23 protein-coding genes are annotated in these 24910 nt (G+C 70.5%); 8 read left to right on the forward strand and 15 right to left on the reverse strand.

The annotated features are described in order from the left end of the window. Positions 1-11: 11 nt before the first annotated feature. Together LG391_RS17530 and LG391_RS17535 are read right to left on the reverse strand one after the other, a co-directional pair. Positions 12-443 (reverse strand): response regulator, encoded by a 432-nt coding sequence (locus tag LG391_RS17530; protein ID WP_225769288.1) that lies wholly within the window; start codon positions 441-443, stop codon positions 12-14. 151 nt (positions 444-594) lie between these two features. Continuing rightward, a complete protein-coding gene (locus LG391_RS17535; RefSeq protein WP_225769289.1) occupies positions 595-987 on the reverse strand; it encodes a response regulator in 393 nt (130 codons plus the stop codon). A gap of 266 nt (positions 988-1253) precedes the next feature. Here LG391_RS17535 and LG391_RS17540 point away from each other — a divergent pair, with 266 nt between their 5' ends. After that, complete coding sequence (locus tag LG391_RS17540; protein WP_225769290.1) at positions 1254-4733, forward strand: CheR family methyltransferase; 3480 nt, start codon at positions 1254-1256, stop codon at positions 4731-4733. Positions 4734-4802: 69 nt separating this feature from the next. Beyond that, positions 4803-5810: a chemotaxis protein CheB gene (locus LG391_RS17545; protein WP_225769291.1), complete on the forward strand. Its 1008-nt coding sequence runs from the start codon at positions 4803-4805 to the stop codon at positions 5808-5810. A gap of 93 nt (positions 5811-5903) precedes the next feature. Here LG391_RS17545 and LG391_RS17550 read toward each other — a convergent pair whose 3' ends face one another. After that, the gene (locus LG391_RS17550; RefSeq protein ID WP_225769292.1) at positions 5904-6443 is read right to left on the reverse strand and encodes a GNAT family N-acetyltransferase; all 540 of its coding nucleotides are present in this window, start codon (positions 6441-6443) and stop codon (positions 5904-5906) included. Between the two features lie 39 nt (positions 6444-6482). Beyond that, positions 6483-6731: a DUF2312 domain-containing protein gene (locus tag LG391_RS17555; protein ID WP_034834984.1), complete on the reverse strand. Its 249-nt coding sequence runs from the start codon at positions 6729-6731 to the stop codon at positions 6483-6485. 261 nt (positions 6732-6992) lie between these two features. Here LG391_RS17555 and LG391_RS17560 point away from each other — a divergent pair, with 261 nt between their 5' ends. Next, positions 6993-8852: a hypothetical protein gene (locus LG391_RS17560; RefSeq protein WP_225769293.1), complete on the forward strand. Its 1860-nt coding sequence runs from the start codon at positions 6993-6995 to the stop codon at positions 8850-8852. Between the two features lie 115 nt (positions 8853-8967). Here LG391_RS17560 and LG391_RS17565 read toward each other — a convergent pair whose 3' ends face one another. From LG391_RS17565 to LG391_RS17575, 3 genes are read right to left on the reverse strand one after another with little or no spacing between them, the layout of a single operon-like run. Beyond that, positions 8968-9285: a DUF1244 domain-containing protein gene (locus tag LG391_RS17565; RefSeq protein WP_225769294.1), complete on the reverse strand. Its 318-nt coding sequence runs from the start codon at positions 9283-9285 to the stop codon at positions 8968-8970. 39 nt (positions 9286-9324) lie between these two features. Beyond that, on the reverse strand, positions 9325-10467 hold the full coding sequence (locus tag LG391_RS17570) for a carboxylate-amine ligase (protein ID WP_225769295.1): 1143 nt from the start codon (positions 10465-10467) through the stop codon (positions 9325-9327). Then, a complete protein-coding gene (locus tag LG391_RS17575; RefSeq protein WP_225769296.1) occupies positions 10464-11252 on the reverse strand; it encodes an N-formylglutamate amidohydrolase in 789 nt (262 codons plus the stop codon). Before LG391_RS17575 ends, LG391_RS17570 begins: the two co-directional genes overlap by 4 nt. Before the next feature lie 127 nt (positions 11253-11379). On the opposite strand from LG391_RS17575, the gene LG391_RS17580 reads away from it, so the two are divergent. Further along, positions 11380-12168, forward strand: a complete 789-nt coding sequence (locus LG391_RS17580; RefSeq protein ID WP_225769297.1) for an SDR family NAD(P)-dependent oxidoreductase — start codon at positions 11380-11382, stop codon at positions 12166-12168. Between the two features lie 216 nt (positions 12169-12384). On the opposite strand, the gene LG391_RS17585 is transcribed toward LG391_RS17580, so the two are convergent. Both LG391_RS17585 and LG391_RS17590 read right to left on the reverse strand, forming a co-directional pair. After that, positions 12385-13284 (reverse strand): alpha/beta fold hydrolase, encoded by a 900-nt coding sequence (locus tag LG391_RS17585; RefSeq protein ID WP_225769298.1) that lies wholly within the window; start codon positions 13282-13284, stop codon positions 12385-12387. Between the two features lie 99 nt (positions 13285-13383). Then, entirely contained in the window at positions 13384-14394 is a 1011-nt protein-coding gene (locus tag LG391_RS17590; RefSeq protein ID WP_225769299.1) for a DUF6454 family protein, read from the reverse strand. Positions 14395-14487: 93 nt separating this feature from the next. Here LG391_RS17590 and LG391_RS17595 point away from each other — a divergent pair, with 93 nt between their 5' ends. The 4 genes from LG391_RS17595 to LG391_RS17610 all read left to right on the forward strand — a co-directional run bounded on the left by LG391_RS17595 (position 14488) and on the right by LG391_RS17610 (position 17958). After that, positions 14488-15372, forward strand: a complete 885-nt coding sequence (locus tag LG391_RS17595) for a DMT family transporter (protein ID WP_225769300.1) — start codon at positions 14488-14490, stop codon at positions 15370-15372. Next, on the forward strand, positions 15372-15761 hold the full coding sequence (locus tag LG391_RS17600; protein WP_225769301.1) for an ACT domain-containing protein: 390 nt from the start codon (positions 15372-15374) through the stop codon (positions 15759-15761). The genes LG391_RS17595 and LG391_RS17600 overlap by 1 nt, the downstream gene beginning before the upstream one ends. A 185-nt stretch (positions 15762-15946) precedes the next feature. Beyond that, positions 15947-17386, forward strand: a complete 1440-nt coding sequence (gene pyk / locus LG391_RS17605; protein WP_225769302.1) for a pyruvate kinase — start codon at positions 15947-15949, stop codon at positions 17384-17386. 149 nt (positions 17387-17535) lie between these two features. After that, positions 17536-17958: a nuclear transport factor 2 family protein gene (locus LG391_RS17610; RefSeq protein ID WP_225769303.1), complete on the forward strand. Its 423-nt coding sequence runs from the start codon at positions 17536-17538 to the stop codon at positions 17956-17958. Here LG391_RS17610 and LG391_RS17615 read toward each other — a convergent pair. From LG391_RS17615 to LG391_RS17640, 6 genes are all read right to left on the reverse strand, one after another. After that, complete coding sequence (locus LG391_RS17615) at positions 17894-19309, reverse strand: LVIVD repeat-containing protein (protein ID WP_225769304.1); 1416 nt, start codon at positions 19307-19309, stop codon at positions 17894-17896. The genes LG391_RS17610 and LG391_RS17615 overlap by 65 nt on opposite strands. Before the next feature lie 7 nt (positions 19310-19316). Further along, on the reverse strand, positions 19317-21503 hold the full coding sequence (locus LG391_RS17620) for a xanthine dehydrogenase family protein molybdopterin-binding subunit (RefSeq protein ID WP_225769305.1): 2187 nt from the start codon (positions 21501-21503) through the stop codon (positions 19317-19319). Between the two features lie 7 nt (positions 21504-21510). Continuing rightward, positions 21511-22497: a xanthine dehydrogenase family protein subunit M gene (locus tag LG391_RS17625; protein ID WP_225769306.1), complete on the reverse strand. Its 987-nt coding sequence runs from the start codon at positions 22495-22497 to the stop codon at positions 21511-21513. A gap of 3 nt (positions 22498-22500) precedes the next feature. Continuing rightward, a complete protein-coding gene (locus LG391_RS17630) occupies positions 22501-23130 on the reverse strand; it encodes a 2Fe-2S iron-sulfur cluster-binding protein (RefSeq protein WP_225769307.1) in 630 nt (209 codons plus the stop codon). Between the two features lie 105 nt (positions 23131-23235). Beyond that, on the reverse strand, positions 23236-24114 hold the full coding sequence (locus LG391_RS17635) for a helix-turn-helix transcriptional regulator (protein WP_225769308.1): 879 nt from the start codon (positions 24112-24114) through the stop codon (positions 23236-23238). 229 nt (positions 24115-24343) lie between these two features. Further along, positions 24344-24907: a tetratricopeptide repeat protein gene (locus tag LG391_RS17640; RefSeq protein ID WP_225769309.1), complete on the reverse strand. Its 564-nt coding sequence runs from the start codon at positions 24905-24907 to the stop codon at positions 24344-24346. Positions 24908-24910 lie beyond the last annotated feature (3 nt).

Below are 24910 nucleotides of genomic sequence, written 5' to 3' on the forward strand. Positions count from 1 at the left end.
GCCCCGGCCTCTCAGTCCGCGAGCAGAGTCAGCACCGCGTCGCGCAGGGCGGACGCCGCCACCGGCTTGCGCAGCACGGCCTCGGCCGGCATGTGCTCGATCTGCCCGTCGGTATAGGCGGTCATGAAGCAGAAGGGGATCCGCCGCCGCCAGAGGATCTCGACCACCGGATAGACCCGCTGCCCGCGCCGCAGCCGCACGTCGAGCAGCGCCCCGTCGAGCTGCTGCGTCTCGGCCAGCGCGATTGCCGCCTCGAGCGTTCCAACAGGCCCGACCGGGTCCAGCCCCATGGCGTGGATCGACTGCGCCACGTCCTCGGCCAGCAGCAGCTCGTCCTCGACGACCAGGATCCGCTTCGGCGCGCCGTCGCGGGGAACCGGCCGGGACCAGCGGAAGACGGAGGCGGGAACGGACGGACCCAGGATGGATGCCCCAAGATGCATCTGTGACATCTCCCAATATTGACATATGCTAATTTCAAAGCTCCCGAATATGATAGCGCCGAAATCAGCCCGCAGGAAGGAACCTGAGCCCGGTCCGACAGACCAGGGACAATATAGGACAGGATATTTCCAAATCCGGCACGACGCCGCGCTAGGACGCCCGGGCCCCGCTTTCCGCAGCCGATGAAGGGCGGACGAGCCGGGCGATGCACTGCTCCAGCTCCAGCTGATCGAAAGGCTTGCGCAGCAGCATCTCGCCGGCGCAATCCGCATCGATCTCGGTGTCGCGATACGCCGTCGTCAGCACCAGCGGGATGCCGCGGCGGCGCAGGATCCCGACGACCGGATACACCCGTTCGCCGTGCTGCAGATGGACATCGAGGATGGCGGCCGACAGACGCTCGGCCTCGGCCAGGCGCATGGCGGCCGGCAGGTCGCCGACCGGGCCGACAACCTCATGACCCAGGTTCCGGACGGTTTCCTCCATCAGCAGCGCAACCAGGAACTCGTCCTCGACGATGAGGATCCGGGTGGGGGAGGACATCCGCGCACCTCGATTTGCAATTGACCTCAACTTGGCAACAGGTCGAAACGGTATAATGTCGTCTTCTGCCGCATACTCGGCCGGGCGATATGAGAGCCCTGCATGGCCGGAATGGACATCCGGCCAACGCCCGAACGGAGATCGAAAGCGTGCCGACCCGCGCCAAACCCGCAGCCGCCGGCCGGACTGACCGCCGCTCGCCTTCCAGAAAAGCATCCTCGCGTTCCCGGCCGGCCGCAAGCTCTTCCCCGCCGGCGCGGCTGATCGTGGCGATCGGCGCCTCGGCCGGCGGGCTGGAGGCGTTCGAGCGCTTCTTCCTGCACATGCCGCCCGACAGCGGCATGGCCTTCGTCCTGGTCCCCCATCTCGACGCCCATCACAAGAGCGCGATGGCCGAGCTGGTGTCCCGGTTCACGCGCATGCCCGTGGTCCAGATCGCCGACGGGATGACGATCGCGGAGAACCGCGTCCACGTCATCCAGCCGAACACGACGCTGACCATGCGGGGCGACGTCTTCCAGATCGAGACGCCGCGCAGCAACACGTCGACGATCGACAGCTTCTTCCGGTCGGTGGCGGAGCAGCACGGCGAGCAGGTCGCCGGCATCATCCTGTCCGGCAGCGGCAGCGACGGGTCGGTCGGGCTGAAGGCGGTCAAGGAAGGCGGCGGCCTGACCCTGGCCCAGGCCGGCGAGACCTCGCGCTACGACAGCATGCCACGCAGCGCCATCGCCACCGGCCTGGTCGATTTCATCCTGCCGGTGGAGGAGATGCCGGCGCAGCTGCTGCAATACGCCAAGGGCCTGACGCGCCTGAAGCAGGAGGGCATGGCGTCGCTGCGCCAGGAGGGGCGCCGCCACCTGGTGAAGATCTTCACCCTGCTGCGCGCCAGCACCGGGCACGATTTCAGCCAGTACAAGAACAATACCTTCATCCGCCGGGTCCATCGCCGCATGCAGGTGCTGCAGGTCGCGACCATGGCCGACTACGTCGAGCTGCTGCGCAAGGACCCGCAGGAGGTCGAGGCGCTGTTCCGCGACCTCCTGATCGGCGTCACCCATTTCTTCCGCGACGCCAAGGCGTTCGAGGTGCTGGAGCGCGACGTCATCCCGAAGCTGCTGCAGGAGAAGGGCCCGGACGACCAGGTCCGCGTCTGGGTGCCCGGCTGCGCCACCGGCGAGGAGGCCTATTCGATCGCGATCCTGCTGCGCGAGCGGATGAGCGAGAGCGACGTCTCGCTCAAGGTCCAGATCTTCGCCACCGACATCGACGACCACGCCCTGGCCGTCGCCCGCAACGGCGTGTATCCGGAGTCGATCAGCCGCGACGTCTCGCCCGAGCGGCTCGAGCGCTATTTCGTAAAGGACGGCGGCAGCTACCGGGTGCTCAAGGAGATCCGCGAGATGTGCATCTTCTCGGTGCACAACGTGATCAAGGACGCGCCGTTCTCGAAGCTCGACCTGATCTCCTGCCGCAACCTGCTGATCTATCTGGACGCGGTGCTGCAGAACCGGGTCTTGCTGCTGTTCCACTTCGCCCTGCGGCAGCGAGGCTATCTGTTCCTGGGGCCGTCGGAGAACATCACCCAGCACCCGAAGCTGTTCGCCAAGATCGACAGCCGGCAGCGCCTGTTCAAGGCGCGGGCGGTGGAGGCGGAGCGCCCGGCGGTCGAGTTCCCGCTGACCACCTCGATCTACCGCAACCATCTGGATCTGGAGCGCCCCCTGGGCTCGCCGCAGCCGCTGGCGAAGGACACGATCAGCCGGCGGGCGCAGCGCGTCGTCGACAGCTATGCGCCGGCCTGCTTCGTCGTGGACGAGCACTACGAGATCCTGCACTTCTCCGGCCGCACCGGCCGCTACCTGCAGCCTTCGCCCGGCGCGGCCAGCCTGAATCTGTTCAGCATCGTCGAGGCCAGCCTGCGCCCGGACCTGCGCACGGTCATCCACCAGGCCCTCGCCTCCGGCCGGCGCACCATCCGCGAGAACGTCTCGCTGCCGGTCGACGGCGGCTTCCAGTCGATCAACCTCATCGCCGAGCCGCTGACGACGGGCGAGTCCGACCCGAAGCTGTGCGTCCTGATCCTGCAGGAGGTCGGGACGTTGAAGCCGCTCGGCGCCATCCGCGCCGAGGCGGCCTCGGATGTCCAGAAGGACGAGATCATCCGGCACCTGGAGTCGGAGCTGATCGCGACGCGCGAGCGGCTGCAGACCACGATCGAGGAGCTCGAGACCTCGAACGAGGAGATGAAGTCCTCGAACGAGGAGTTCCAGTCGGTCAACGAGGAGCTGCAATCCGCCAATGAGGAGCTGGAGACCTCGAAGGAGGAGCTGCAGTCGGTCAACGAGGAGCTGGAGACGGTCAACGCCGAGCTCAACTCCAAGATCGAGAGCCTCGACCGCGCCATCAGCGACCGCAAGAACCTGCTGGAAAGCACCCAGATCGCGACGCTGTTCCTGGACAACAACCTGCGGGTGCGCAGCTTCACCCCGGCGATCACCGAGATCTTCCACCTGATCGAAAGCGATTTCGGCCGGCCGATCACCGACATCGTCACCCGCCTCGCCTACGAGGCCCTGGCGCGCGACGTCAGCCGGGTGCTGCGCACCCTGACCCGGCTGGAGCAGGAGGTGGCGCTGACGGACGGGTCGGCCAGCTACATCATGCGGATCCTGCCCTACCGGACGGTCGACAACGTCATCAACGGCGTGGTCATCACCTTCATCGACATCACCGAACGCAAGCGCGGCGAGGAGGCCCTGGCCCGTCTGGCGGCCATCATCGACAACTCGCAGGAAGCGATCATCGGCATGAGCCCCGACGGCACGATCACCAGCTGGAACGCCGGGGCCGAGCGGGTCTACGGCTATGCGGCGGAGGAGGCGATCGGCCGCCCGCTGTCGTTCCTGTCCGTCCATCATCGCTCGACCGAGCTGCGGCAGATCCTGGACCGGCTGAAACAGCGCCAGCCGGTACGGCAGAGCGTGGTCGAAACCGAAAGGCTGACCAAGGACGGGCGCCGGATCTTCGTCTCCTATACCGCGTCGCCGATCCGCAACGCCGCCGGCCGGCTGACGGCGGTGGCGGTGGTCGAACGCGACACCACCGAGCGCAAGCAGGCAGAGGAGCGCCAGCAGCTGCTGCTGGCGGAGCTGAACCACCGGGTCAAGAACACGCTGGCCAGCGTGCTGTCGATCGCCGGCCGGACCCGGCAGTCGAGCGCCTCGCTCGAGGAGTTCAACCGCTCTTTCGAGGGCCGGGTCCAGTCGCTCGCCACCGCGCATGAGCTGCTGGCGGAGAATGTCTGGTCCGGCGCCGACCTGCGCCAGATCCTGCTGCGCGAGCTGCAGCCCTATCACGAGGGCAAGGACCCGCCGGTACTGACGGGCGGGGAGGTCTTCCTGCCGGCCCGTGCGGCGCTGGTCTTTGCCATGGCATTCCACGAGCTGGCGACCAATGCCTCGAAATACGGCGCCCTGTCCACGCCCGACGGGACGGTGAAGGTCGGCTGGCGCGTGGCCCGGAGCGCCGCGGCCCCGTATCTGCGCATCGACTGGACCGAGCGCGGCGGCCCGAAGACGGAGAAGCCGACCCATGAAGGCTTCGGCCTCAGCTTCGTCAAGCGCAGCGTCGCCTACGAGCTGCACGGCAGCGCCGAACTGGCCTTCAAGCCCACCGGGCTGCAGTGCCGGATCGAGGTGCCGATGACCGAGCTGCGCCGCGACCAGGACCGCACGCCCGGCTGATCCGGGGAACGCCGTCCCCTCCGGCGCGGTTGTCCAGGGACGAACCCTGGTGCCCGCGAAGGAAGGGACATGGCCCACCGCGACATCGTGGCGATCGGCGCGTCGGCCGGCGGCCTGTCCGCGCTGAAGCGCATCGTCGCCGGGCTGCCGGCCGGATTCGACGCGGCGGTGCTGGTCGTGCAGCACATGCGGAGCGACCACAACAGCACCCTGCCTGCCATCCTGGAGCGCGCAGGCCCCCTGCCGGCCGGCTTCGCCGAGGATGGCCGGCCGGCGGAGCGCGGGCGGATCCATATCGCCCCGCCGAACCATCACCTGCTGCTGCAAGGCGAGACGCTGCGGCTCAACGCCGGCGCCTGGGAGAACGGCGTCCGCCCGTCGATCGACACGCTGTTCCGCAGCGTCGCCGCCTGCTGCGGAACGCGCAGCATCGGCGTGGTGCTGACGGGCTATCTCGACGACGGCAGCGCCGGCCTGCGCGCGCTCAGCCGCTGCGGCGCCATCACCGTGGTCCAGGACCCGGCCGATGCCGAATATCCCGACATGCCGCGCAACGCCCTGGAGATGACGGAGGCCGACCATGTGGTCGCGCTCGACGCGCTGCCGGGCTTGCTCGGACGGCTGGTCGCCAGCCCCGCGGGCCCGGCCCGGCCGGTGCCGCCGGACATCCAGCTGGAGGCCGAGATCATGGCCAAGGGGTATGAGGAGGCCATGACGGCGCTCGACCGGCTCGGCGCCCGCTCCGTCTTCACCTGCCCGGATTGCGGTGGCGTCATGTGGGAGCTGCAGGACGGCGATACCCTGCGCTACCGCTGCCATCTCGGCCATGCCTATTCGGCCGCGTCCTTCGGCAATGCCCTGTCGGGAGAGGTGGTACGGGCGATGGAGACCGCCCTGCGCACGTTGGAGGAACGCGGCCGCATGCTCCGCCGTCTCGGCAGGCAGGCTTCGCAGCAGGGGCAGTCCAAGACGGCCAAGCTGTGGTCGGAGCGGGCGGACGCGTTCGCGCAGCAGGCCGAGACCATCCGCGCGGCGCTGCTGCAGATCCAGACGGCGGAAGGCGGCCGGCAGGCGTGACGGCAGCCGGGCGGGCTCGTTTCCAATGCGGCCCCGAGCGGCGTCGCTTTGGCCAGAATAGCGGCCAGGCAAAGAGGTCGAGCCTCGCCCGCCCTATCCCGGCCGGGCGATCCGGTACAGCACATGCGGCCGCAGCGGGTCGCCGGGCGGGACGGTGACGTCCTCGAACTCGCCGCCGGCGACATAGTCCAAGCCCAGCCGCTCCATGGCGCGACGCGAGGGCGTGTTGATCGCCGAGGTATAGCCGATAACGTCCGGCAGGCCGAACCTGGTCCAGGCGGCGTCCAGGCAAGCCAGGCCGATCTCGATGGCATAGCCCTGGCGCCAGAAGGCGCGGCCGAGGATCCAGCCGATCTCGGCCGAATGCTCTCCCGGCACCTCGGGCCCCGGGCGCGACAGCCCGGCGCCGCCGACCAGCGCGCCGTCCGCCCTGCGCTCGACCGCGACGAAGCCGAAGCCCTGCTCCGCCAGCGCGGCCGCCGCCTCGTCGATCACGGCGTCGGTCTCGGCCGGCGTCAGCACGCCCGGATAGTAGTAGCGGCGGACCTCCGGATCGGCATTGATCGCGGCGAAGCCCGCCCGGTCGCGATCCTCCCAGGGACGCAGCAGCAGCCGAGGCGTCGCAAGTCGCATGATCCGTCGCTCCGCCCGGCTGGAGACCGAAGCGGTCTCTTACTCGAGCATGCCGAGGGCCTGCTTGTAGAGGTCGAGCAGTTCCTCCTGCTCGCGGCGGTCGTCCTGCTCCATCTTCCGCAGGCGGATGATCTGGCGGATGATCTTGGCGTCGAAGCCGGTGCCCTTGGCTTCGGCATAGACATCCTTGATGTCGCCCGCGATCCCCGCCTTCTCCTCCTCGAGCCGCTCGATGCGCTCGATGAACGACTTCAGGCGATCCGCGGCGATACCACCGACATCCGACATGGCTGGTCCTTCAAAGGGTATGGTCCGTTCAGGGCGGGCGACCATAAAGCGGCCGGGCCGGACCGGCAAGCGGGCTGTCCCAGCCCAGCGCCGGCGCGGGCCTCCGGCCGGCGGCGGGTGCGATCTCGCGGCCTGATTCGGCCCCTCGTCCGCGTCCATGGGAGCGCTTGCACGGATCTTTTGCCGATCGTCCTCTTCGCCCATTCGGCATCTTTGCGTGTTATCGAAGGATCCACTGCTGGACTTCTCGAAAGAAACACGATGAAGCACATCAGATGCCTGCCCTTCCTGCTCCGAGCAGTTCCGGTCTCCGCCCTGGCGATGGGGGCGGCCGCGGCGATGCCGGTCGCTTCCGCGAGCGCGGCCACGTATTACATCAACAGCAACCTGCCCGCCTGCAAGGACGCCGGCGGCCCCCCGTCGAACAGCACCGGGACCAGCCCGGAAGATGCCTGGTGCGACTTCACCCAGATCAACAGGACGCCGCTCGGCCCGGGCGACCGGGTGCTGCTGGCCAGGGGCGCGAGGTGGAACCAGCGGCTGTCCCTGACGGGCGCCGGCTCGGACACCCAGCCCATCGAGGTGGCTGCCTATGGGGATGGCAAAGGACGTCCGGTGATCGGATACAATTCGATGACCGAAAAGATTGACGGAAAGGACGTGCAGAGGGAGATCGCCGTCAGGCTGACCAACCCGAGCAATTTCGTGTTGAGAGACCTGGAGGTCGACGGCAAGGACGAGACGGGCACGAAGAAGCTCGCCACCGGCATCAGCGCCTACTACTCCGAAACGGGCAAGCGCAACCTCCGCATCGAAAACATCTATGTGCACCGCAACCGGACCGGACTGCTGATCGAGGGCGCCTCGACGCTGCCGGAGGACCAGCCGGCGCTGACAGGCCTGCGCGTCACGCGCGTGCGGGGTGAGCACAACGAACAATCGGTGGTGACCACCCGCTACGGCCGCACGCCCAGCCGGATCTTCATCAAGGATGCGGTGTTCAGCGGGCTGGTCCTGAGCGAGGACGACGGCAAGATCGGCGACAGCGACCCTGCGGGCAAGCGCAGCTGTCCCAACTCGCTGCAGCTCACGCACCTGACGGACGCGACGGTCCTCGATTCTCTTGTAAGCAAGGCCGGCGGCTGCCCTGTGAAGACCGGGACCACCGGCGTGCACATCGCCCATGCCACGGACGTGCGTATCGTGAACAACATCATCGTCGACACGCAGGACACTGCGAGCCCCGACATGACAGGCCTGAACTATGAAGGGTGGACGACCAACGTGTCCGTCATAGGGAACTACGTCGGCGGCACGGCCGGGCCGGGAATCGAGGTGCTCGGCAACCACGCCGATGGGGCCAACACCGACGCCATCGTCGCCTCCAACGTGGTGGTCGACTATGGCAAGTCCGCAGCCCGTTCCAAGGCGAAGAGCTCCGCCTTCTTCAGCGAGGGGAGCAGGCGAGGAAGTTCGATCCCGACCGGTGCGTTCAACGACAACATCTATGACGGCTCGTTCACCAACCGGCCGCTTCTTACCAACTTCGACAAGTTCGCCAAATCCAACAACTGCAGGACAACCGAGGACCATGTCTGGTTCGCCGCGAAGGACTTCGGCCCCGAGCAGGAGGCGCAGAACTGGACATACGGGTCGTCCGACAACGGCCACGTTACTCCATTGAGCTATGTCTCTGGCGCCAGGCGCTGGCAGTCGGCCGGCACGGACACCCCGCCGCGCATCGACGCCTGGACCATGCAGCCCGGAGGAGGAACCTCCCTGGTGGCGCGCAGCTGGGTGGCGCCGAAGGCGGGCGTCGTCACGATCCGCGGCTACGCCGTCAGCTACATGGGTGGCGACGGGGCAGGCGTGCAGGTGGTCCATGAATCCAAGAAACCGGACGGAACGGCCAGCACGACGGTCGAATTTCCCAGGAAGCTGGTCGCCCCCGGCCCCGATCACGGCGTGTCGACCACCATCCGGAGGCTCGACGTCGCCGCCGGCGACAAGGTGCATTTCCTGGTCGATTCCGGCGACGCGGGCGACAACTCGAACGACGTGGTCAGCTGGACTCCGTCCGTCGCCTATATCGACGGCGACACCTCGTGCGGCTCCGATTGATCCGGCCTGCCGACGGAGATCGAGCAGCGCCCCCCTGCGCCCGGCGGTCGTCCTGCCCCATCTTCCGCAGGCGGCAGCCGGCGCCCTGGCTTCGGCGCAGAGAGGCGCGCCGATCTCAGTGCTTGTGCGAGGCGTCGAACGCCTTCTGCTGGCCGGCCGAGGCCTCCTTCTGGTGCTTGGCCTTCCAGCTCTCATACGGCTCGCCGTAGACGATCTCGCGGGCCTGCGGATCGGAGAGCGGCACGCCCCGCTCCTCCGCCGCCTCGCGGTACCAGCGCGACAGGCAGTTGCGGCAGAAGCCGGCCAGGTTCATCAGGTCGATGTTCTGCACGTCGGTGCGCCGGCGCAGATGCTCGACCAGGGTGCGGAAGGCGGCGGCTTCCAGCTCGGTGCGGGTCTTGGCGTCGATCTCGGTCTTGGGGGGCTCGGTCATGACGTTGTCCACGGGTTCCGGAATTCGAGATGTGGGGTCTCAGGCGGCGGGCTGCAGCCCCTCCTTGGTCTCCAGGATCAGCCGGTCGACCACGCGCCGCAGCGCCTCGGCCTCGTCGGCGCCCTGGGCCAGGGCTTCGTAATAGGCGGCGAGCTGGCGGTGGGCCGAGGTGCCCTGGGCCAGGATGGTGCGCGCATGCGCGATCTCGGCCTCGCAGCCCAGCGCCGCCGCATCCTCCGCCACCATCGCCAGCACCTCCTCCAGCAGGTCGGCATAGGGCACCAGCTTGCCCTTGCCCCAGTCGATCAGCCCTTCCTCGAAGCCGTAGCGCATGGCGCGCCAGCGGTTCTCCTCGATCAGCACGCTGCGGTAGCGGCGCCAGGCGATGTTCTGCGCCCTGAGGCGCCACAGCATGCGCAGCAGGCACTGGTAGAGGGCGGCGACGCTCAGCCCGTCCTCGACCCGGGTGCAGACGTCGGTGACGCGCATCTCCAGCGTCGGGAAACGGGCAGAGGGGCGGATGTCCCACCAGATCTTGCTGCCGTCCTCGATCACCCCGGCCTGGACCAGCGCCGCCAGCGTCGCCTCGAATTCGCCGTAGCTCTGGAACTCCTCCGGCATGCCGGTGCGCGGCAGCTCCGAGAACACGGCCAAGCGGTAGGATTTCAGCTTGGTGTCGGTGCCCTGCCAGAACGGCGAGGAGGTGGTCAGGGACAACAGATGCGGCAGGAAGTAGCGGACCTGCCGCATCAGGTCGATGCGCAGGTTCGGGTCCTCGATCCCGGCATGGACATGGGTGCCGCAGATCAGCAGGCGCCGCACCGGCACGCCGAGATCGCGCGCCAGCTGGTCGTAGCGGCTGCGGTCGGTGTGCTTCTGCGGCCGCCAGGTGCCGAAAGGGTGGGTCGAGGCGGCGATCAGCGCCAGGCCGTGCCGCTCCGCCTCCTCCACCACCGACCGGCGCAGCCGGGTCAGCTCGGCCCGCGCCTCGGCGATGCTGCGGCAGACCGGGGTGCCGACCTCGACCTGGCAACGGAAGAACTCGCGGGCGACCGCGCCCTCGTGCCGGTTCTCCAGCGCCTCCACCAGCTCCGGCGGCGGGTCGGGCACCAGGTCGCGGCTGGCCGGGTCGACCAGCAGGTACTCCTCCTCGATGCCGAGGGTCAGCGCCGGCTCGGTCATGCCACGGCCTGCAGCGGCTGGTACAAGGTTTGGTCGGCCAGGATCGGGGCGAAGATCCCGGCCATCCGGTCGGCCCAGGCCGCGGCCGCCGCGTCGGCCGCGATCAGGTCCTGCCGCATCTCGATCAGCACATGCGGCAGGCCGCGCGGCTCGGCGTGGTGGTGGATGGTGTAGCCGTGCTCGTTGCGGCCGGAATAGGGCTGGTTGTCGCCGACCGTGATCTCCGGATCGCGGCGCAGCGCCTCCATCAGCGGCAGCGGGATGCGGCCGTCCTCGCGCCACAGCACCCCGACCTGCCAGGGCCGGGCGAAGCCGCGCATGACGGGGGTGAAGCTGTGCAGCGACAGGAGCGCCGGGGCCGGGCAGCGCGCCGCGATCCGGTCCAGCTGTTCGGCGATGGCGTCGTGATACGGGTGGAAGAAGGCGTCGGCGCGGGCAGCCTCGTCCTCGCGCGTCAGCTTCGCGTTGCCGGGCACGATCACGCCGTCGCTGATGGCGCAGATCGAGGTCGGATCGTCCAGTTGCCGGTTCGGGTCGAGGATCAGCCGCGAATAGCGGTGCAGCAGCAGCGGCGCGTCCAGCCGCTCGGCCAGGCGGCGGGAGAAGGCGTCGATGCCGATGTCGTAGGCGACGTGGCGGTCGAGCGCCGCCGGGTCGACGCCGAGCGTGCCGAGGGATTTCGGGAAGGCGCGGCCGGCATGGTCCGCCACCAGCAGGGCGCAAGCCTTGCCGTCGGGATTCACCAGCTCGAAGGGCGGCGGGTCGTCGGGTCCGAGAAGCATCATCGCGGGCACGGTAGCAGGGCGCCGCGAGGCTGTGGAGGCGCGACGCAACGCCAGGGTGCGCTCGCCAGAATTGTCAGACATGATATGACCGAGTTGACCAACCCGTCACGCCATCCGAGGTGACACCATGACCACCCTGTCCGCCCTGCCCGTCTTCCCGGATCTCGCCGGCAAGGCCGTGCTGATCACCGGGGCCAGCACCGGCATCGGCGCCGCCGCCGCCCGCGCCTTCGGCCAGAACAAGGCCAAGGTCGCGGTGAACTACAATTCCAGCCGCGAGGCGGCCGAGGCGGTGGTGGCCGACATCCAGGCCGCCGGCGGCGAGGCGATCCTGGCCCCGGGCGACGTGACCAAGCCCGAGACTGCGCAGCGCCTGGTCGAGCAGACCGTGGCCGCCTTCGGCCGGCTGGACGTGCTGGTCAACAACGCCGGCGCGCTGGTCAAGCGCACTCCGGTCGCCGAGTACACGGACGAATTCGTCGACGCGGTGCTGGACGTCAATGTCCGCCATGTCGTCCGCTTCATGCGCGAGGGCGCGGCGCAGATGCGGCGCCAGGGCGGCGGGTCGATCATCAATCTCAGCTCGATCGCCGCGCGGCACGGCGGTGGCCCGGGCTCGGTGATCTACGCGGCCGCGAAGGGCTTCGTCGCCGTTGCCACCCGCGGCTGGGCCAAGGAGCTGGCGAAGGACGGCATCCGGGTCAATGCGATCTCGCCCGGCGTCATCACCACCCCGTTCCACGAGCGCTTCTCGACCGCGGAGCAGCTGGCAGCGATGCAGGCAACGATCCCGATGAACCGCCTCGGCACCTCCGAGGAATGCGCCGCCGCCTTCCTCTACCTCGCCTCCGAGGCCGCCGGCGGCTACGTCACCGGCCAGATGATCGAGATCAACGGCGGCCAGTACATGCCGTAAGACAAGCCGAGGCATTTACACCTCGGCGACGGCGGCGACGAGCGTACGAACGGATTGCCTCTCCCGCCGGCTGGTGCCTTTTCAGCATTTCCAACACCGTCATTGCGAGCGTAGCGAAGCAATCCAGGGGCCAGCGCGAACCGGCCCGTGGATTGCTTCGTCGGCTTCGCCTCCTCGCAATGACGATGTGGAATAAGCGTTGAGAAAAGGTCCCGCTCACTTCCAGTCCGTGGCGCTGCTCTCGCCGTTCAGGAAGGGCATCACCGTCGCCGGCAGTTGCGGCGACAGGAAGATGTCGTAATGGGTCGCGCCGGGCAGGATGGCCAGGCGGTTCTTCGACATGTGCTCGCGCTGCCAGCCGGCGTCGCGCAGCCCGCCGCCGAGCAGCTGGTAGAACTTCACCTCGTGCTCCGGCCGGTACATGTCGCTGTCGCCATAGACCAGCATCACCGGCATGGTCAGCTTCGGCACATCCGCCGACCAGTCATAGGGCTTGCGCATCAGCGCACCCATGGCGTCGAGCAGCCGCGGGAAATCCTCCGGCTTCGGCGCCACCGCGACGTACGAGGTGTACATCGGCGTGTTCTTCATCATCTCGGCCATGCCGGCGCCGACCGCGGCCTGCTGCGGCAGCATCTCCGGATAGAAGCCGTCCCGGGCATAGCCGGCCGAGACCAGGGCCAGCCGGCGCACCATCTCCGGGTGCTGCACCGCCAGCCGGAAGGCGACGCCGCCGCCCAGCGAATAGCCCAGCACGTCCGCCTGCTTGACACCGAGCTGGCGCAGGATCGTGGCCATGTCGTCGCCCATCGCCGCCAGGTCGATCGGCCGGTCGCCCAGCGGCGTGCGGCCATGGCCCTGCAGGTCGACGGCGATGACCTGGCGCTTCGCCGCCAGCGCCGGCAGCAGCGGCCGGAACATGTCGATCGAGCCGAGCCCGCCATGCAGCAGCAGCAGCGGCTCTCCCTGCCCGTGGACCTCGTAGTAGTAGCCGATTCCGCCGGCCTCGGCATGGCCGCTGCGGATCGCGGCGTCCGGCGCCTGGGTCTGGGCGGCGGCGGGCACGGCGACGAGCGTTGCCGCCGCCAGAACACCGGTCAGGATCATCTTCAGCATGTCGGGCTCCATCCCTGGTCTGGCGGATCGCGGTCCGCCGTGATGCGATGGCCCAAGGACGCTGCCGCCCGGACGGTCCCGACATCCCACCCAAAAAGTTCAGGGCGTCTCGTAGACGAAGATCCGCGATTGTCCGTCCTCCGGCATCGTGGTCAGCCGCAGGCCGTCCTGCGTCGCCTCGACCAGAACCGGGTTACGGGTCATGGCGGTGCCGTCCTCGGTCCACAGCAGCACCGGCACCTGGAAGGTCGGGCGGCCGGCGGCGAGGTCGACGATCTCGATCCCGCCCAGGCCGAAGACCGGCGCGTCCGGCGCGCGGCGGAACTCGGTGATGCCGGTGCAGATGGCGAGGCCGACCGGCAGATAGGCGCAGTCCTGGTAATCGAGATAGTGCTCGGGGTTCAGAGTGACGGTCGGCGGCGTGGAGGCGTCTACCTTGCCCTCGGCATCCAGGCGCCAGGTGTAGAAGCGGCGCGAGCCCCAGCTGACGCCGTGCAGCGTGTTGTGGTCGGTGTCGTGCACCAGCCCGCCGATATGGTCGTCGACGCGGCCGACCGCCACCGCCTCCAGCGTCTGCGGGTCGACCCGGTACAGGATGGAATGGCTGTTCGGCCGGTACTCGGCCACCGGCACCCACAGCCAGCGCCCGTCATAGTCGATGCCGCCCGGATGGTAGATCGAGCCTTCGCCGAGGGTGATGTGCCCGATCTGCCGGCCCCGGGCGTCGAGCTTGAACAGATGGCCGGTGCCCTGGCCGGTGTCGCGGTCCATGCCGTCCTGCGGCTGGGCATAGCGCTTGGTCGGCACGGTGATCTCGACCGAGGAGGCGAAGATCACGTCGCCGGCCCGGGCGAAGCCCTGCGGGTGATAGGTGTCGAACGGCACCGGGATGGTCTCGACCAGCCGCCACTGGGTCGAGCGCGACAGCCCCTCGATCCGCCGGCCCAGCACGTCGGGGTCTGCCGCAACGGAGCCGGTGGGGGTGGCGACGGCGGTGGCGGTGGCCAGCAGGATCCCGGCGACCGGGGCGGCGAAGCGATGCATGGCGAATCCCTCGATTTCGGCGCGCGCATCCTGCCGCCGCGCCGTGACGGTTTGATGATGGCCCATGATCACCCGAGCCGGCCCGCGCGGCGCGCCGGTCTCCCCTGCGCGGCCCGCCATGGCTGGCGACGGGCCCCCGGGACTAAGCTCCGGCCCATCATGAGCGACGCCGTCCTGTCCCCCTCCCCCCCCCAGCGCCTGGCGCTGCCCGCCCTGATCCTGGGCGGGCTGGCGATCGGCAGCTCGCCGATCTTCGTGCGCCTGTCGGAGGTGGGGCCGGTCGCGACCGCGGTGTGGCGCGTGGCCCTGGCGCTGCCGATCCTGTTCCTCTGGTACCGGGCCGAGCGGGCGCGCGGCGAGGCGGCGCGGGCGCGGAGCCTGGCCGACTGCGCCGCCCTGGCCCTGCCCGGCCTGTTCATCGCCGCCGACCTGGTGGCCTGGCACTGGGCGCTGGCCCTCACCTCGGTCGCCAACGCCACGCTGCTGGCCAACCTGGCGCCGATCTTCGTCACCCTCGGCGCCTTCGTCCTGTTCCGCACGCCGATCCGCCCGGTCTTCGCCGCCGGCCTGGCCGTGGCCATCGCCGGCGTGGTGGTGCTGAAGGGCGGCGGCTTCGGCGACGGCGCCCTGGCCGGCGACGCCCTGGCCGCCCTCGCCGCCGTGTTCTACGGCGGCTACATCCTGGCGGTCGGCCGGCTGCGCGACCGCTTCTCCGTCGCCACGGTGATGCTGTGGACCAGCGCCGTCGCCGCCGCGGCGACCTTGCCGCTGGCGCTGCTGATGGAGCCGGTCTTCGTGCCGTCGAGCCTGTATGGCTGGGCGGTGCTGCTGGGCCTGTCCTGGGTCTCGCAGGTCGCCGGGCAGAGCCTGATCACCTACGCCCTGGCCTGGCTGCCGCCGGCCTTCTCCTCCCTCACCCTGCTGATCCAGCCGGTCGCCGCGGCCGCCCTGGCCTGGATCGTCCTGGCCGAGCCGCTGGGGCCGATGCAGGGGCTGGGCGGCGCCCTGGTGCTGGCCGGGATTCTCCTCGCCCGGAGGGCATGATGACCGGGCCCCGCCTCACCCTCAGCCTGCTGCCGGAGACGCTGGCCGTGGCCCGGCTGCCGGCGGACGCGTCCCTGCCCGGCTGGATCAACTGGTCCGATCCCTTCGTCACCGTCAGCCGCACCCGCGACGAGCTGTCGGTGGCGTGCCCCGAGGCGCGGGTGCCGGCCGAGGCGCAGGCCGAGCGCGGCTGGCGCGGTTTCAAGGTCCAAGGGCCGCTCGACTTCGCCCTGACCGGCATCCTGGCCCGACTCGCGGCGCCCCTGGCCGAGGCCGGGATCAGCATCTTCGCGATCTCGACCTACGACACCGACTACCTGCTGGTCCGCGCGGCCGATCTGGACGCCGCGACAGCGGTGCTGCGACGGGAAAACACGGTGCGTGTCTGACCCGCAACACCGGTCCCGAAGCCGCGCAATTCCGCGCAGATCCGGCCGTCCGCGAAATATTAAGTCCGCGTAATATCCGAATCTCCGCGCACATTCGACGTTGGCGAAGGGCCTCGGATGTGATTTCTTCCCGCCCGTCGGTGCGGGGCTGGGCCCGGCGCGCCGGCACGACCCGGAGTTCAGCCATGCCCAAGAAGCGCCCGTCGTTCCGCCGCACGCGCCAGACCAAGATCGTCGCCACGCTGGGCCCGGCCACCAGCTCGGCCGAGGCGATCCGCAAGCTGTTCGAGGCGGGCGTCGACGTCTTCCGCCTGAACTTCAGCCACGGCAAGCAGGAGGACCACGCCGCGCGCCTCGCCCTGATCCGCGAGGTGGAGCGCGAGTTCGACCACCCGATCGCGGTGATGGCCGACCTGCAGGGGCCGAAGCTGCGCCTGGGCACCTTCGCCGAAGGCCCGGTCAAGCTGACCGAGGGCCAGGGCTTCCGCCTGTCGCTGCAGCAGCGCCCCGGCGACGCCACCGGCGTGACCCTGCCGCATCCCGAGATCTTCGCCGCGCTGGAGCCCGGGCAGGCCCTGCTGCTGGACGACGGCAAGGTGCGCCTGAAGGTCGTTGATTGCGGCCCGGACTTCGCCGACACCGTGGTCGAGGCCGGCTCGCGCCTGTCCGACCGCAAGGGCGTCAACGTGCCGAACGCGGTGCTGCCGCTGTCGCCGCTGACCGAGAAGGACCGCGACGACCTGCGCTTCGCCCTCGACATCGATGTCGACTGGGTGGCGCTGTCCTTCGTGCAGCGGCCCGAGGACATCGCCGAGGCGCGCCGGCTGATCGCCGGCCGGGCCCAGGTGATCGTCAAGCTGGAGAAGCCGGCGGCGATCCAGCACCTGGACGAGCTGGTCGAGCTGACCGACGCGGTGATGGTCGCGCGCGGTGACCTGGGCGTCGAGATGCCGGCCGAGGACGTGCCGTCGCTGCAGAAGCGGATCATCCGCGCCTCGCGCCAGGCCGGCAAGCCGGTGATCGTGGCGACCCAGATGCTGGAGAGCATGATCATGGCCCCGACCCCGACCCGGGCCGAGGCCTCCGACGTCGCCACCGCGGTGTTCGACGGCGCCGACGCGGTGATGCTGTCGGCCGAGACCGCCTCGGGCGAATACCCGGTCGAGGCGGTGACGATGATGGACCGCATCGCTCGGCGGGTGGAGAAGGACCCGATCTACCGCACCATCCTGGACGCGGTGCACTACGACCCGGAGAACACGGCGGCCGACGCCATCACCGCCGCGGCGCGGCAGGTGGCGCACACCATCGGCGCCGTGGCGATCGCCACCTACACCACCTCGGGCTCGACCACGCTGCGCGCGGCGCGCGAGCGGCCGGAGGTGCCGATCCTGTGCCTGACCTCGAACCTGCAGACCGCCCGCCGCATGGGCCTGTGCTGGGGCGTGCATTCGGTGCACACCGAGGATGTCAGCAACTTCACCGAGATGGTCGGCAAGGCCTGCCGCCTGGCCAAGCACGACGGCTTCGGCGCCGCCGGGCAGCGCATCGTGGTCACGGCCGGCGTGCCCTTCGGCACCCCCGGCAACACGAATGTGCTGCGCATCGCCTGGATCGAGGACTGAGCCCCGTCGATAATGCTACTGGCGTGGCCGTCTGCTGGCGATTTTTCCGCTTCCGGTGCTCACGGGCCTCCATGCCCGCTGCGCTCCGGTTCTCAAAATCGCCAGCAGCCGACTCACGCCAGCGCATTCTCGAAGGGGCTCACCTTCATATGACCCATTCCCCGCTCGCCGCCAACCAGGCCTTCTACGCCGCCCTCGCCGAGGGCGATGCCGCCGCGATGGATGGGCTGTGGTCGCAGCGGCAGCCGGTCGCCTGCATCCATCCGGGCTGGCCGGTCCTGGCCGGGCGCGAGGCGGTGATGAAGAGCTGGGCGTCGATCCTGCGCGACCCGCCGCGGATCGCCGTCGAGGCGACACGGGTGCTGGACTACGGCGATACCGCCGTGGTGCTGTGCATCGAGAAGATCGGCGACAACCGGCTCGCGGCCACCAACGTGTTCAGCCGCGAGCCCGATGGCTGGCGCCTGGTGCACCACCAGGCCGGCCGGCACCATCCACTGACGGATGTCAGGCGCCCCCCGGCGCCGGCCCTGAGTATCGCAGGATCCAGAGCCCCTGGTTCTTGTCGGTGATGTAGATGAAGCCGCGCCGGTCGACGAGGACATCCTCGGTCTGCACCACCAGCTTTCCCTCCGGCATCGGGCCGTAGCGCCGCGCCGGCTCCGGCGGGATGAAGAAGCCGACCTCGCGCGGCAGCCGGACGTTCGAGACGTCGTAGATCCTGAGCCCGGCGTTGAAATGGGCGAGGTAGAACAGGTCGCCCTGCTTCTGCACGTCCGGATGGTGCTGGTGGTGGTTCATGTTGTGCGGCCCGCGCCAGCCGCCCCGCGTCGTGAAATCGTCATAGGGCGCCTCCGCCGGCGGGATCGGCTCCGGCAGCAGCGACAGCAGGAATGGCTGCCGCGGGTCCGATATGTCGAGGATCGAGGCGTGGTGCGCAGGGCCGCGCTCGTAGGTGACGTTCTCGGAATTGGCAAAGGCGATCTTCCGTTCGGGGATCGGCAGGACGCCATGCACGCCGAACCGGGAATGGAAGGGCGGGCTGAAGCCCAGGCCGCCGATCTGCCGCGGCCGCGACACGTCGCCGATGTCGAGGATCACCACGCCGGCGGCGCCATAGGGCAGGTAGGCGGTGTCGCCGACGACGTAGGGCGGGCCGTGCAGCGACACGTCCTCCCCCGCTCCGGCGCAGAACACGCCGCAGCGGCAATGGCCGCCGGCATGCGTCCCCTGTTCGGCGGCGACGCGGGTCGGGGCCGCCTCCCCGCCCGCCTCGTGCTGGCCCGGCACCCACCAGCGCCCCGCCTCGCGCGGGCGGGCGGGGTCGGAGATGTCGACGATCAGGTAGATGTTGCCGCGATAGCCGGGCATGCCGGCGGCGACATGCATGTAGGGCCCGCCGGCATAGAGGTTGCGGTGGGTGCCGGTGCCGCCGGTGCGGTACTGGCCGAGCCGCCGCGGCGCCAGCGGGTCGGCGATGTCCCAGATCACCACGCCCTCGTCGAAGGGCGCATCCGGATCGCCGCCGAAATTGGCGAAGGGCTTCTCCAGCGCCGTGATCATGATGTCGCCGTGCAGGTCGACCTGCAGGGTCCAGGTGTTCGCGCCCGGATGCTCGACGAAGCGCGCGACTCTGGGCTGGGCCGGGTCGGTGACGTCGACGATGCTCCAGCCCCGGTGCCAGAAATGGCCGGTGTGGAGATACCAGCGGCCGGCCGCCTCGCGGATCGCCATCTTGAAGGCGGGCCGGTGGTCGAGGTCGCTGTAGCCGACGACCTCGACATTGTGGGCATAGGCGCCGTTGGCGAGGGCCGTGCCGGCGATCCGCGGCTGGGCCTGGCCGGGGACCGCGGCGCCCAGGGCGGCGCCGGCCGCCAGGCCGCCGAGCATGTGCCGCCGGGTCAGTCGTCCATCCGTCGTCATCGGGTCCTCACACATCCGCCAGCGGCAGGCCGGGCAGCAGCTTGTCGAGGGTGATCGGGAAGTCCCGCACCCGCAGGCCGGTGGCGTTGTGGACGGCGTTGGCCACCGCCGCCCCGGCGCCGCAGACGCCGAGCTCGCCCAGGCCCTTGGCGCCGAGCGGGTTGGCCCTTTCGTCGGGCTGCTCCAGGAACACGACCTCGAGCTCCGGCACGTCGGCATGGACCGGGATGTGGTATTCGGCGAGGTCGCGGTTGACGAAGCGGCCGTGGCGGGGATCGAGATGCGTCTCCTCCATCAGCGCGGCGCCGAGGCCCCAGGTCATGCCGCCGATCACCTGCGAGCGCGCGGTCTTGGCGTTCAGCAGGCGGCCGGCATCGATCACCGCCAGCATGCGGCGCAGCCGGACCTCGCCGGTGTCGATGTCGACCGCGACCTCGGCGAATTGCGCGCCATAGGAGTGCTGGGAGAACTCTTTATAGTCCGGATTCGCCGTCATCGGGGTGGACGCCCCCTCGGCCTCCAGCCCGTCCGGGGCGATGCGGGCGAGGAGATCCGCCGACAGAATGCTGTCAGCGCGTCCCGCGGCCTCGGCGATCTTCGCCCGCAGGGCGAGGCAGGCCTGGTGGACGGCGGTGCCGGAGCTGGCGGCGCCCCAGGAGCCGCCGGAGCCGGCGGTGCGCGGAAAGCGGCTGTCGCCGAGCTCGACCGTCACCGCCGAGAGCGGCACGCCGAGCCGTTCGGCCGCGATCTGCGCCAGGATCGTGTAGGTGCCGGTGCCGATATCGGTCATGTCCAGCCGCACGGTCACCCGGCCCCGGGCGTCGATCGCCACCCGGGCGGTCGCGGCGCCGAGATAGTTGGGCCGGATCGCCGCCGCCACGCCCAGGCCGATCAGCTTGCGGCCGTCGCGGACGCGGCCCGGCTCGGCGCTGCGGCGCTCCCAGCCGAAGCGGCGCGCGCCCTCGCGCAGACAGCCGACCAGGTTGCGGCCGGCGAAGGGCACGTTGCGCTCGGGATCCCGGGCCGGCTCGTTGCGGATCCTGAGCTCGATCGGGTCGAGGCCGAGCGTTTCGGCCAGCTCGTCCATGGCGGATTCGAAGGCCATCAGCCCGGGCGCCTCGCCGGGCGACCGCATCCATTCGCCGCGGCGGAGATCGACCGGCACCAGCCGGTGCCGGGTCAGCCGGTTCGGGGCGGCGTAGAGCGACCGGGTGACGACCGCGGTCTGCTCGCAATACTCCTCGAACCGGCAGGTGGCCGAGCAGACGTCGTGGCCCAGCGCGGTCAGCCGCCCGTCGCGGTCGGCGCCGAGGCGGACCAGATGCATCATCTCCGCCCGGTGACCGGCATTGCCGAACATCTGCTGCCGGGTCAGGGCGACCTTCACCGGTCGCCGCAGCACCCGCGCGGCCAGGGCGGCCAGCACCATGTCGGCATGCACCGTCAGCTTGGAACCGAAGCCGCCGCCGGTGAACGCGCTGACGATCCGCACATTGTCCGGCGGAATCGCCAGCGTGTTGGCGATGCCGGCCCGGACATACGCCAGCGTCTGCGCCCCGGTGCGGATCGTCACCGTGTCGCCGGACCATTCGGCCAGCGTGGCATGCGGCTCCATCGGGTTGTGGTGCTCATAGGGCGTCCGGTACAGCGCCTCGACCTTGACCGGCGCGGCGGCGAAGGCGCCGTCGAAGTCGCCGACGGCGCTGTCGGTCTGCAGCCCGGCATTGGCCCGCGGCGGCGCATAGGCCTCGTCCAGCCGGCCGGCGAGGTCGAAGGCGCCGGGCTCCTCCTCATACCGGACCCGGATCAGGCCGGCGGCGGCGCGGGCGGCCTCGAAGCTGTCGGCCACCACCAGCGCCACCGGCTCGTCGTGGAAGCGCACCCGGTCGTCGGCGAGCATGGGCCGGGCGCGGGTGAACACCTCGGGCGGCGTCGGCGTGACCGGCGGGCCGAAGGCGGGCTGGGGCGGCGCGGTGCGATGGGGCATCACATGCAGCCCGCCCGGCGCCCGCTCCGCCTCCGCCGGGTCGATCGCCACGATCCGACCGCGGGTGATGCCGGCGCCGAGGATGACGCCGTAGGCCGGCTCCTGGTCCGGCACATGCTCATAGGCGTAGGTCGCCCGGCCGGTGACCTTGAGCGGGCCGTCGACCCGGTCGACCGGCTTGCCGATCGCGACGCTGTCATTTGCCATCGTTCCCTCACGCGCGCTCGACGGCCGCGGCCAGGGTGTGCCGCAGCGTCCGTTGGGCCAGCTGGATCTTGAAGTCGTTGCCGGGGCGCCCCCGCGCCTCGGCCAGGGCGGCCGCGGCGGCATCGCGGTAGCTGCCCTCCGCCGCGACGGCGCCGGCCAGCACCCGCTCCGCGGCCCCGGCGCGCCAGGGCTTCGGCGCCACGCCGCCCAGGGCGACGCGGGCGCTGCGGATGCGGCCGCCCTCGGCTTCGACGATGGCGGCGACCGAGACCAGGGCGAAGGCGTAGGAGGCACGGTCCCGCACCTTGCGATAGAGCTGCCGGCCGGGCGGCGGCGGAGGCAGGACCACCGCCGTGATCATCTCGCCGGCGCCGAGCGCGGTCTCGACATCCGGCGTCGTGCCGGCCGGCCGGTGCAGCTCGCCCACCGGGATCGTGCGCCCCCCGCCGTCCGGACGGATGGTCTCGACCCGGGCGTCGAGCGCGGCCAGGGCCACGGCCATGTCGGAGGGGTGGACGGCGATGCAGTCGTCGCCGGCCCCGAGCACGGCGTGCATGCGGCTGAAGCCGTCCAGCGCGGCGCAGCCGGAGCCGGGGCTGCGCTTGTTGCAGGGCAGCGACAGGTCCTGGAAATAGGGGCAGCGGGTGCGCTGCAGCAGGTTGCCGCCGGTCGAGGCCTTGTTGCGGATCTGGCCGGAGGCCCCGGCCAGCAGCGCCTGCGCCAGCACCGGATAGTGCCGCCGCACCGCCGGGTCGGCGGCGAGGTCGCCGTTCCGCACCTGCGCCCCGATGCGCAGGCCGCCGTCCGGCGTCCGCTCGACCCGGTCGAGCGGCAGCCGGCTGATGTCGACCAGATGGGTCGGCCGCTCGACCCCCAGCTTCATCAGGTCGAGCAGGTTGGTGCCGCCGGCGATGAAGCGGGCCCCGGGCCGGGCCGCCACCGCCGCGGCCGCCGCCCGCAGGTCCACCGCGCGCTCATAGGTGAAGGGCTGCATCGCTCAGGCCTCCGCCACGTCGCGGATCGCCGCGACGATGTTGGGATAGGCGGCACAGCGGCAGATGTTGCCGCTCATGCGCTCGCGGATCTCGGCATCGGTCAGCGGGCCGGGCGCGGCGACATCGGCGCCGGCATGGCTGGGCCAGCCGGCTTCCACTTCGCGCAGCATGCCGACGGCGGAGCAGATCTGCCCCGGCGTGCAGTAGCCGCACTGGAACGCGTCGCGGGCGATGAAGGCGGCCTGCATCGGGTGCAGCGCGTCGTCCTGCGCCAGGCCTTCGATGGTGGTGATCTCGTCGCCCTCATGCATCACGGCGAGGGTCAGGCAGGCGTTGATGCGCCAGCCGTTCACCAGCACGGTGCAGGCGCCGCACTGGCCGTGGTCGCAGCCCTTCTTCGACCCGGTGAGGCCGAGCGTGTTGCGCAGCGCGTCGAGCAGCGTCGTCCGCGTGTCCAGCTCGACCGCCCGCTCCTGCCCGTTGATCGAGAGGCGCAGCGCCGCCTTCGGGACCGGCGCAGGCGCGGGCTGTTGCGCCGCGGCGGGCGCGGCGGTGAAGACCAGGCCGGCGGCGGCGCCGGCCTCCAGCACGGAACGGCGCGTCGGCCCGGTGTTGCCGTCAGCTGCGGCCATGGCGAATCCCCGTCTGCGGAACGAGGCGGCCGAAGCCGGCCCTCGTCGATGCCCGGGAGGTAGGGGCGGCGGGGCGCGGCCGCTATCAGGAAGCCGGCCGGACTGTCAGGATTCGGGAAGAATCCGCATCCGCCAGGCCCGGGGGCAGGTGCCGCGGAGGCGCCGGAAGGTGGCGGTGAAATGGCTCTGGCTGGAGAAGCCGAGGCGGATGGCGATGGCCCCGATCGGCAGGGCGGCGTCGGCCAGCAGCGCTTCGGCCCTTCGGATCCGCTCCTCCAGCACGAAGGCGTAGGGCGCCATGCCGGTCGTGGCCTTGAAGCGGCGGGCGAAGCTGTCCGGGCCGATGCCGGCGGCCTCGGCCATGCCGGTCAGCGAGATGTCGTCGGCAATGTGGGCGTCGACATAGTCCCGGACCCGCGCCAGGGCGTGGCGGCCGAGCCGCCCGTGCCGCGACGGCGGCGGCAGGGCGTGGTCCAGCGCCGCCAGCCGGAGCCCCAGCAGCGCCACCAGATGCTCGACATAGGCGGCGTCGGGCCGGCAGCCGAGCGCGATCTCGGACTGCAGCGCGCCGATCAGCGTGCCGATCACGGTGTCGCTGCGGTTCACCAGGATCGGCAGGCCAGCCAGGCGGTCGGCGCGATCCCAGGCGGGGTCGATCCACAGCGCGGAATAGGAGAGGTCGGCGTCGCGATAGACGCCGGTGCGCTCGGCCCCCGCCGGCACGAAGGTGAAGACGCCGGGCCGGTCGGAACCGTCGAACAACAGCCTGCCGTCGGCCTGGACGCGCGTGCCGCCGGTCCGGCCGGCCTCGGTCAGGACCAGAAGGTGCCGCGGCGCGGCCCAGCGCATCTCCACCTCGCGGCACAGCCAGCGCCGGTGGTCGAACAGCACCCGGGATCCGAACCAGGAGGCGTGGTGCAGCCGGACCGTCCTGTCGTCGCGGGCCCGGAGCTGCCCGTCGCCGAAGATGGGGCGGATCGACATGGCGGCTGGACCTCCGGTGGCGGCGCGATCCTTCCGATGTGGTAGCCCGGGCGTCCGGTTGCACCGGTCGCGTCGGATCGCCGCGCCGGCGGGGCCGTAGAGACCGTTTGGAAATGCGCTGGTGTGAGTGGTTTCGAGAACCGGAGCGCAGCGGACACGAGTCCGTGAGCACCGGAAGCGCTCGAGCCCGCCATCAGACGGCCGCGCCAGGTGCATTGTCGAACGGGTGTCAGAGCGGGTAGCCGGCGAGATACTTCCGCATCAGCGCCGCCTGGCTCTGCGCCGGGGCGTAATGCGGGTCCAGCGCCAGCACCCGCTCGAAGGCGTCGAGCGCGGCCTGGTGGTCGCCCTGCACGGTCCGGCACAGGCCGAGGCCGAACAGCGCCCCGAAATGCCGCGGTTCCAGCGCCAGGGTCCGGCCGATGTCCTGGACCGCCCCGTCGCAGTCTCCGCGCAGGAAGCGCACCACCGCCCGGCGGTCCCAGCCCTCGGCGAAATCCGGCGCCCGCTCGACCACCGCGGTGAAGGCGGCCTCGGCCAGCGCGTAGTCGCGCTGCTGGAGGGCGGCGTTGCCGCGCCGCAGCAGGTCCGGCACCAGGGGGTCGGCGCCCTCATAGGTCAGCCACAGGGTCCAGATCTGCCGCTCCAGCCGCTGCGCCTCCGCCGCGTCCTCGGTGGTCCGGAGCTGGTCGAGGAGAGTGTCGAGACGAGTCGGCGCATCCGCCGCCGAGAGGGTCCCGCACGGCGCCGCGAGAATGGCCGCGATCAGGGCCAGGGTGCGCAACGCCTTCATAAT

Source organism: Inquilinus sp. Marseille-Q2685, assembly GCF_916619195.1.
Taxonomy (GTDB): Bacteria; Pseudomonadota; Alphaproteobacteria; order DSM-16000; family Inquilinaceae; genus Inquilinus.